General features: G+C 47.0%; 7 protein-coding genes and 1 tRNA gene. 6 read left to right on the top strand and 2 right to left on the bottom strand.

Going from position 1 to position 9304, the window contains the following annotated elements; translation table 11 throughout:
- Together J7J62_07405 and uvrA are read right to left on the bottom strand one after the other, a co-directional pair.
- A partial coding sequence (locus J7J62_07405; protein ID MCD6124979.1) for an FAD-dependent oxidoreductase occupies window positions 1-3376 on the bottom strand: 3376 nt, incomplete at its 3' end.
- A gap of 131 nt (window positions 3377-3507) precedes the next feature.
- On the bottom strand, window positions 3508-6372 hold the full coding sequence (uvrA, locus tag J7J62_07400) for an excinuclease ABC subunit UvrA (protein MCD6124978.1): 2865 nt from the start codon (window positions 6370-6372) through the stop codon (window positions 3508-3510).
- A 153-nt stretch (window positions 6373-6525) separates the two neighbouring features.
- Between uvrA and J7J62_07395 the strand changes: the two genes are divergently transcribed.
- From J7J62_07395 to J7J62_07370, 6 genes are all read left to right on the top strand, one after another.
- Window positions 6526-6723: a DUF2281 domain-containing protein gene (locus J7J62_07395; GenBank protein MCD6124977.1), complete on the top strand. Its 198-nt coding sequence runs from the start codon at window positions 6526-6528 to the stop codon at window positions 6721-6723.
- Entirely contained in the window at window positions 6708-7040 is a 333-nt protein-coding gene (locus tag J7J62_07390; protein MCD6124976.1) for a type II toxin-antitoxin system PemK/MazF family toxin, read from the top strand. The genes J7J62_07395 and J7J62_07390 overlap by 16 nt, the downstream gene beginning before the upstream one ends.
- A gap of 87 nt (window positions 7041-7127) precedes the next feature.
- Window positions 7128-7201, top strand: a tRNA-His gene (locus tag J7J62_07385).
- A 39-nt stretch (window positions 7202-7240) separates the two neighbouring features.
- The gene (locus J7J62_07380; GenBank protein ID MCD6124975.1) at window positions 7241-7558 is read left to right on the top strand and encodes a cupin domain-containing protein; all 318 of its coding nucleotides are present in this window, start codon (window positions 7241-7243) and stop codon (window positions 7556-7558) included.
- Between the two features lie 75 nt (window positions 7559-7633).
- Window positions 7634-8509: a 4-hydroxy-tetrahydrodipicolinate synthase gene (locus tag J7J62_07375; GenBank protein ID MCD6124974.1), complete on the top strand. Its 876-nt coding sequence runs from the start codon at window positions 7634-7636 to the stop codon at window positions 8507-8509.
- 5 nt (window positions 8510-8514) lie between these two features.
- Window positions 8515-9279 carry a 4-hydroxy-tetrahydrodipicolinate reductase gene (locus J7J62_07370; GenBank protein ID MCD6124973.1) on the top strand — a complete coding sequence of 255 codons (765 nt, stop codon included), beginning with the start codon at window positions 8515-8517 and terminating at the stop codon, window positions 9277-9279.
- The last annotated feature ends 25 nt before the right edge of the window (window positions 9280-9304 follow it).

The raw sequence follows: 9304 nt of genomic DNA, 5'->3' as shown, positions 1-9304 counted from the left end.
TGTGTTCAGCAACTGTTGGATTACCGGGTATGCCCTCTATAGGATGGCGCAGATACAACGCATTGCCGCCCAGTTTCTCGGAACGCTCAATAAGGTAGGTTTCGAATCCCTGTTTTCCCATGAGGACAGCAGCCTCCATTCCAGCAATGCCACCGCCTATGATTAATGCGCGCTTGGTCACAGGAATCTGCTCTATCTGCAGCGGTTCCAGAAGTGTTGCTTTTGCAACGGCCATCCTGACGAGGTCTTTCGCTTTTTCGGTGGCATCCTGCGGACTGTCTCTGTGAACCCATGAATCCTGGTCGCGGATGTTAGCCATGTTGAACAGGAACTTATTTAAGCCCGCCTCTCTGATAGTCTGTTGGAATAGTGGTTCATGAGTTCTCGGCGTGCAAGATGCGACCACAACCCTATTAAGTTTATATTCTTTAATTTTTTCCTTTATTCTCTCCTGTGTATCCTGGGAACATGTGTACAGGTTGTCCTCAGCATAAACTACATTCGGCAAAGTTTTGGCGTATTCGACCACAGCCTTAACATCCACCACGCCAGCGATGTTTATCCCACAGTGGCATACAAACACTCCTATTCGGGGCGGCTGTCCTTTAACATCTATCTCCGGCGGCAATTCCCTTTCTGTTATCTCAGTACCTCGCGCATCAGCTATCACAGAAGAAGCCAATGCTGCACCGCCCGAAGCCTGCGCAACCGTTTCGGGAATATCTTTTGGAGCTGCGAATGCACCTATAACATACACGCCATCCCGGCTCGTCTCCATAGGTCTGAACGGAGCAGTCTTTGCAAAACCAAACTCATCGAGCTCAATTCCGAATGTTTCAGCAAGCTTTTTAGCCGTTACCGATGGTTCAAAGCCGACCGAAAGGACCACCATCTCGAACTCTTCCCTCTCAAGCTTTCCATCCTCCGTTTCATATTTTATCCACAGATTTCCCGTTTCGGGGTCTTCGTCAATTTTCGCGACCCGGCTTCGAATAAATCGAACACCTATTTCTTTTTCGGCTCTTTCAATGTATTTGTCGAACTCCTTACCGTAGGACCTCATGTCCATGAAGAATATTGTTGGCTCGACATCAGGGGCGTGCTCTTTGGCTATTACTGCCTCTTTAGTCGCGTACATACAGCATACTGACGAGCAATACGGTCTTCCTACTTGTTCGTCGCGGCTACCGACGCACTGAATCCAGGCTATTTTTCTCGGATGTTTGCCATCGCCGGGGCGTTTAATGTGTCCTTTGTATGGTCCCGAAGCGGAAAGTATTCGCTCGAATTGTATTGATGTAACGACATTTTTGAATCGTCCATAACCGTATTCGCTCTTTATCGTTGGTATGAACTCATCGAATCCAGGCGCAAGAATGACCGAGCCGACTCTTATCTCATGGATTTTAGCGAGCATTGAATGGTCTATAGCATCGGCTTTGCACGCGCGGACGCACTCCATACACTCAGAGCAGCCTGCGCACGACAGACATCTTTTAGCCTCAGCTACAGCCGTTTCCTCATCAAAACCGAGCGCTACTTCCTCGAAATTTTTGGCTCTATCAGTAGCACAGGCGAGCTTCATTTTCGCGCGCGGCTGGTAGGGCACATCTTCCGGGTCCTGGTCAGATTGCACATAGTCGTCGATAGGACCCTCGAGAGAAAAATCTCTACCCTCATAAAGGTCAACCCCCTGAAGATAACGGTCGATGGATATGGCTGCCTTCCTTCCCTGCGCCATAGCGTCGATGTAAGTTAGCGGTCCAGTAACATCGTCTCCGCCGGCAAAAACACCTTCAACATTGGTTGCAAGGGTCTTCTCATCCACCTCGAAAGTGTTCCATCTCGTTATTTTGAATTGCTCGATTTCCTCACCCAGGAGAGAAAGGTCTGGTTGCTGAGATATGGCTGGCACTACCATGTCGCATTCGAGCACGAATTCTGAACCCTCAATAGGTATCGGTCTTCTTCTGCCCGATTCGTCAGGCTCGCCGAGTTTCATCCGGACACACTTTATGCCAGTTACTTTACCGTTTTCTCCGAGTATTTCCACTGGCGTAACGAGGAACTCTATCTTCACGCCCTCTTCTATCGCTTCCTCTACCTCTTCCGGATTAGCGGGCATCTCTTTCCTTGAGCGGCGGTAAAGTATAGTCACATCAGCGCCAAGTCTTAGAAGCGTTCTCGCGGCGTCTATAGCTGCGTTACCGCCACCTATAACCATCGCCTTCTTCCCAACTTTGACATCTTTCCCGAGATTGAATTCTCGCAGAAATTCCACTGCTCCCCATACGCCTTCCAGGTCCTCACCAGGTACTCTTAGTTTGCGGCTCTTGTGGGCACCTATGGCTATAAATACTGCGTCGTGTTTCTCTCTAAGTTCGGATAGCTTGATGTCTTTGCCTATAACGGTGTTGAGAACGAATTTTCCGCCAAGCTTTTCTATAAGTTCTATTTCACCGAAAAGTATGTCGCGTGGAAGTCGGTATGACGGGATTCCGGCGTACATCATTCCGCCCGGTTTATCGAGCGCATCGTAAATAGTTACATCATATCCTTTACGAAGCAGGTCATGGGCACACATAAGTCCAGCGGGACCTGCCCCTACTATGCCGACTGACTTCCCTTTAGGCTCATCCTTCGTCAAATCCCATTGGAAAGAACCGTATTTTTTGAGTTCGTAATCGGCGACGAATCTTTTCAGATAATCTATCGCCACGGGCTCGTCGAATCTTGCTCTGTCGCACACAGATTCACACGGATGAGTGCAAATTCTTCCAGTAATAGCAGGGAACGGATTTTTTTCACGCACCAAGGCAAGCGCTTCCTCGTATTTACCTATTTTTATAAGCTGGATGTATCCTACTGCGTTGACATGAAGCGGACATCTTGCGCGGCATGGCGGCTCGCCCAGTTTTTCTATAACGAATGCTGACGGTGCAGCCTGATCGAAAAGCCTATAAGCAGCTGTGCGCTTTATCAGGAGTTCCTCGAATATGTTGGGACGATTATCCACTGGGCATGCTTTTGCGCAATCGCCGCAGCCGGTGCACTTATCAAGCCTTATGTAGCGCGGATGTTCGAGAATTTTAACCTTAAAATCGCCCGCTTCGCCCTCAAAACCTATTACTTCTGAACCCGTTAGCAACTCTATATTTTCGTGCCTTCCACACTCAACGAGCTTGGGCGAAAGTATACATATCGAGCAGTCATTGGTGGGGAAAGTTTTGTCGAGCTGAGCCATAACCCCGCCTATAGAATATTTGTTCTCGACCATGTATACTTTGAAACCCGATTCGGCGAGGTCAAGCGCGGCTTGGATACCTCCTATCCCTCCCCCTAAAACCAAAATGGAACCCGGCTTCCCGTTAGGCATTTCTACCTCCATATTATGATCAAGTTAATTTTTTAACAAAGTTATTCGGTCGGAAAAAAGTTGTCAACGGTTTTATTTGAACATATAATTAGATTCGAAAACTAACGCAAAACAAACTAACATAAGGTTCATCAAGTAACGGCTTTGGTCTCCACTCTTTCTTTGCCGAATCGCTCCAAAATAGTCCTCAGATACTTTCCAGTTATAGACTTTGGATTCTGCGCTACCTCTTCCACAGTCCCCTCTGCGACGATATATCCCCCCTCATCTCCACCGCCGGGTCCAAGGTCGATAATCCAGTCGGCATGAGCTATAACATCGAGATTATGTTCTATAACTATTACAGTGTTCCCTCTATCTACCAATTTGTCCAGCACTGCGAGCAAAACTTTGACATCGTACGCATGAAGCCCAACCGTCGGCTCGTCGAGAATGTAAAGAGTGTTGCCCGTCTCAGTATGCGAAAGCTCCTTAGCAAGCTTAACTCTCTGTGCCTCACCGCCAGAAAGCGTTGGCGCCGATTGCCCGAGCTGAATGTATCCAAGGCCCACCTCCTTAAGAATCCTGAGTTTTCGCTCTATGGGTGGAATGTTTTCGAAAAGGTCGTAAGCTTCGTCGACCGTCATGGCAAGCACATCGGCTATCGAATAACCTTTATATTTTATCTCCAATGTTTCCGCTTTGAACCTTTTCCCTTTGCACTCATCACACTTTATGTAAACATCTGGCAGAAAGTGCATTTCAAGCTTTATCACGCCAGTCCCCTGACACGCCTCACACCTGCCACCCTTAACATTAAACGAGAACCTTCCCGGACGATAACCTCTCGCTCTCGATTCGGGCAGCGATGCGAATAGCTCCCGTATAGGCGTGAAAACTCCGGTGTAGGTAGCTGGATTCGAGCGCGGCGTCCTACCTATGGGAGATTGGTCTATGTTTATAACATTGTCTATATTGTCGAGTCCTATAATTTCCTTGTAGGGCAAAGGTTTGAGATGAGCGCGATGATAATAGCGGGCAAGTATCGGGTATAGGGTTTCGTTTATCAGGGTGCTTTTGCCCGAGCCGGAAACACCAGTTATGCAAATGAATTTCCCGAGAGGGAATCTGACAGTTATGTTTTTCAAGTTGTGCCCTGTTGCGCCGACAAGGACCAGTTCTTTGCCATTCCCCGGTCTTCTTTGCTCGGGTATAGAAATTTTCAGCTTACCAGCGAGGTACTTTCCCGTTATGCTTTCCGGGACTTTCTTTATCTCCTCAGGAGGACCCAGCGCTACCACATGTCCGCCTTTCACCCCTGCACCGGGGCCAAGGTCAACCACGAAATCCGAGCTTTCTATTATCTGTCTATCGTGCTCAACAACTATGACTGTGTTCCCAAGGTCCCTGAGCTGGATTAGCGTTCTAAGCAGTTTATCAGTATCCCTGGGATGAAGTCCTATAGTTGGCTCATCAAGCACATAAAGCACACCAACAAGCCTCGAACCTATCTGGGTCGCTAAGTGTATTCTTTGCGCCTCGCCGCCCGATAGTGTGTGCGTCATTCTATCCAGCGTAAGATATCCCACGCCGACATCGCGAAGGAAATGAAGTCGCGCGCGAATCTCCTTTATTATTTGCCTTGCTATTTCATTCTGGCTTTGGGTTAGTTTTTCAGGTAGCTCATCGAAGAACTCGCATGCTTCGTCTATTGACATTGCGGTTATCTCGTGTATACGCTTTCCTGCAACGGTCACGGCTCTCGATTCAGGGCGCAGTCGAGAACCACCGCAAGCGCTGCACTTTTCGGCAACCATGAAACGCTGAATCCAGGCTCTGACATCGTTTGACTCGGTCTGCCTGTAACGGCGCTCAAGATTGGGTATTATGCCTTCGTAAACACCTACCCATCTCCCCGAGGATTTTCCGTTAGCGGATTTATAGTGAACTACTATCTCCTCGTCGCTGCCGTAAAGAATGAGTTTCTTATGTTTTTCCGAAAGTTCTTTCCACGGTTTGTGAAGGGGTATATCGTACTTTTTCGCTAAAGCCTTAAGCTGAGCGAAGTACCAGCTCCCTACGAAATCGCGCCATACAGCTATTGCGCCCTCGTAAATCGAAAGATTCGGATTCGGAACGATAAGGTCGGGGTCTATCCTAAGCTGGATGCCAAGCCCCGCACATTGAGGACACGCTCCGTAGGGCGAGTTAAAAGAAAACATTCGCGGTGATAGCTCTTCAATACTCGTTCCGCAGCGTGGACACGCCATCTTCTCCGAAAATGTGTATTCCTCGCCTGTATCGTAATCTACGATGACAACCAACCCATCGCCGTAGGATAGAGCCGTTTCTATGGATTCGGAAAGTCGCCCACGATAATGCTCGTCCACGGTTAATCTGTCCACAACGAGCTCTATGGTGTGTTTCTTATTCTTTTCGAGCAATATCGGCTTATCCATAGTTCGAATGTGCCCATCAACTCTTACTCGGAGGAAGCCCTCTTTCTGTAGCCTTTCGAAGAGAGCTTTATACTCTCCTTTACGACCACGGACCAGCGGTGCCAGCACAAGTATTCTGTGCCCCTGAGGAAGTTTCATTATCTGCTCGATTATTCCCGCTATAGTCCATCTTTCTATCGGGGCGCCGCAAATCCAGCAATGTGGGGTGCCCACTCTCGCGTAAAGAAGCCGCAGGTAATCATAAATTTCCGTCGCGGTTGCCACCGTCGAGCGGGGATTGTGGGAGGCTTTCCTCTGCTGGATAGCTATAGCTGGTGAGAGCCCGTCTATAAAGTCGACATCTGGTTTTTCCATAAGCGACAGAAATTGTCTGGCATAAGCGGAAAGGGATTCGACATAGCGTCTCTGCCCCTCAGCGTAAATCGTGTCGAAAGCGAGTGAACTTTTGCCTGAACCCGAAAGCCCCGTTATGACAACGAGCTTGTTGCGAGGAATTTTTAGTGAAATATTCTTAAGGTTATGTTCCCTTGCACCCTGTATTACTATGTAGTCGTCCATGATTTTAGAAGTTTTTTAACTAATATAATGCGAAATTTTTTCGGCAAAATCAACAGGAATTATACTAAATGCGAATGAGACCCTTTAAACTTGACACAAGGCATGTCGATAGACATATTTTCTGTGCAATTAGCCAAAGAATTGATATAAGCCATGAAATCAGTAAAGGAAAAAATAATTTCGGAAATAGAGAAGATTCCCGATAGTTATCTTCCGGAAATTCTCAGTTTTATCAAAAAATTCGAGAAAAAGTTGCTTCTCGATAAACTTGACACTGCCATTTTGAGTGAATCCTCACTCATGAAGGATTGGCTGAAACCTGAGGAGGACGAAGCTTGGAAGGATTTGTGAAGGGTGATGTAGTGGTTGTTCCTTTCCCTTTCTCTGATCTTTCCCAAGCCAAAAAACGCCCCGCACTGGTAATAGCTAACTTAAAAGGCGATGATTTGATACTCTGCCAAATAACCAGTCAAAAAGTAAAAGATTCCTATGCTATTACTATTACAAGCGAAGATTTTGAATCAGGCAGCCTGAAACAGACAAGTAATGTTCGACCTAACAGAATATTCACCGCAGATAAAAGCATAATTTTGTATAAGGTCGGCAGCTTGAAGAAAAGAAAAATCGAAGATGTGATACAAGCTATCATTAAAATTTTGAAAAGTTAATTTTTTCGTTCATCCCCGTAATTACTTATTTAGCCTTTGATTTAGCCTTGACAGCCAAACCTTAAAAAATAGATTAATAACCAGATGGTGGGTATAGCTCAATTGGTTAGAGCGCCGGACTGTGGATCCGGAGGTCGAGGGTTCAAAGCCCTCTACCCACCTTTTAAAATTAATCGGGTTTGCACATAAAAACTGTAAAAATTGATGAATTAACACGCGACGAAAAGCTCAAACCGTGGAGTCCCGTCGAGTTAGCCAGATTAAACGACCATGTTGTAAGATTTGTGTTCTGCAAAGGCGAATACCACTGGCACAAACACTCCAACGAGGACGAACTCTTCTTCGTTGTAAAAGGACAGTTGTTGATAAAAATGCGCAAGTCTCATAATGACCTGACCCTTAACGAGGGCGAGATAGCGGTAATCCCGAAAGGAGTCGAGCACTGTCCAGTAAGCCCAAAAGACTCCTATATACGTTTGTTCGAGCCGAAAAAACTTATAAGCGAAGGCGACGGATAAACTACACATCGAACAACTTTCTTGCCCAGACATCAACTTTTAGTTAAAATTCTAATGATGAAAAAAGGAGGGATTATGTTCAAAGGCTCGATAGTCGCCCTAATAACACCTTTCGATGATAAGGGTAATGTCGACCTCGAAACATACAAAAGGTTGGTCGGCTGGCACATAGAACAGGGCACGGACGGAATACTCGTTGCAGGCTGCACTGGTGAGAGCTTTACATTGCACGAGGATGAACGGGATGCGTTGCTTTCCGCTGCTCTCGAGGTGGCGAAAGGGAAAATACCAGTGATAATGGGTACAGGAGCTTCAGAGACAAAGCTCGCCGTACAAAGAACCGAAAGAGCTAAAAAGATTGGCGCCGATGCGGCACTCGTTATAACCCCTTTCGGGAACAAACCCACACAGGAAGCGCTGTATAATTACTATCGCGAGATCGCTGATGTTGGATTACCAATAATAATGTACAATGTGCCCTCACGAACGGGTACAAACCTGCTTCCGCAAACTGTCGCAAAACTCTCGGAGATAGATGGCATAGTAGCTATAAAAGAGGCTTCCGGAAGCGTTGACCAGATGAGTGCCATACTCAAATATGCACCCTCAATAACGCTTCTTTCCGGTGATGACTCGCTGACACTGCCGGCTTTGGCGCTGGGAGCCAAAGGTGTGGTCTCGACGATAGCCAACATCGCACCTCAGGATTTTGCCGACATGGTGCGCCACTTCCAAAATGGCGACATACAACACGCGCGAGAAATTCATTTCAGATTGTATCCGCTGATGAAAGCACTCTTTCTCGAGGGTAACCCGGTGCCTCTCAAGGCTGCGATGGAGATGCTTGGGATTTGCAGCGGAAATCTCAGACCACCACTAACGCCAGCTTCCCAAAAGACTCGCGAAGCTTTGGAAGAAGCCCTTAAACAAGCAAAGCTCATTATCGAATAACTAAAATGAAAATAATAATAAACGGCATACTCGGTAGAATGGGGAAAGCTATAGTCAAGTTAGCCAAGCAAGAGGGTTTCACGATTGTCGCCGGCGTGGACAAAGAAAGCACGATTTTCGAGGAAATTCCCGTTAAGAACCTGCCCGATGAACTTCCAAAAAGCGTGGACTGTGCGCTTGACTTCTCCTCGCCTGAGGGCACAGTAGCTATTGCTGAATGGTGCGCTAAAAATGGTATTCCATTGGTCTCGGGAACGACGGGACTTAATGATAAGCAGTTCGAGACTCTGCGTTCTGCGTCGAAGAAAATACCACTTTTTTACGCGACCAATATGTCGCTTTCAGTCGCACTTCTCGGAAAATTCGCCTCCATTTATGCTTCGGCGAACCCGGATGCAGATATCGAAATCGTCGAATATCATCACCGGCACAAAGCTGATGCTCCGAGCGGAACGGCTTTGACACTGGCTGAAAAAATTGCGCAGGCTCGAGGTTTGGGAAAGGATTCGATAATTTTCGGGAGACACGGTAAAACCGGAGAGCGTCCGAAGAAGCAAATAGGGATACACGCTGTTCGCGCTGGTGAGATAACGGGCGAACACCACATAATTTTCGCTGATGAAACGCAGGAGGTAGTTCTCGTTCACAGAGCAAGAAGTCGAGCTCTTTTCGCTAAGGGTGCTTTGGAAGCTGCGAAATGGCTTGTCAAAAAGCCGTGTGGGCTTTATTCTATTGATGATATCGTGAAAACATTTTTCGGAGGTGATTAATGAGAAAAATAAACATATTTCTGAT

Source organism: bacterium, assembly GCA_021159335.1.
Lineage (GTDB): Bacteria > UBP14 > UBA6098 > B30-G16 > B30-G16 > JAGGRZ01.
The sequence above is the reverse complement of the archived record's forward strand: the minus strand, read 5'-3'. Positions and strand labels throughout refer to the sequence as shown.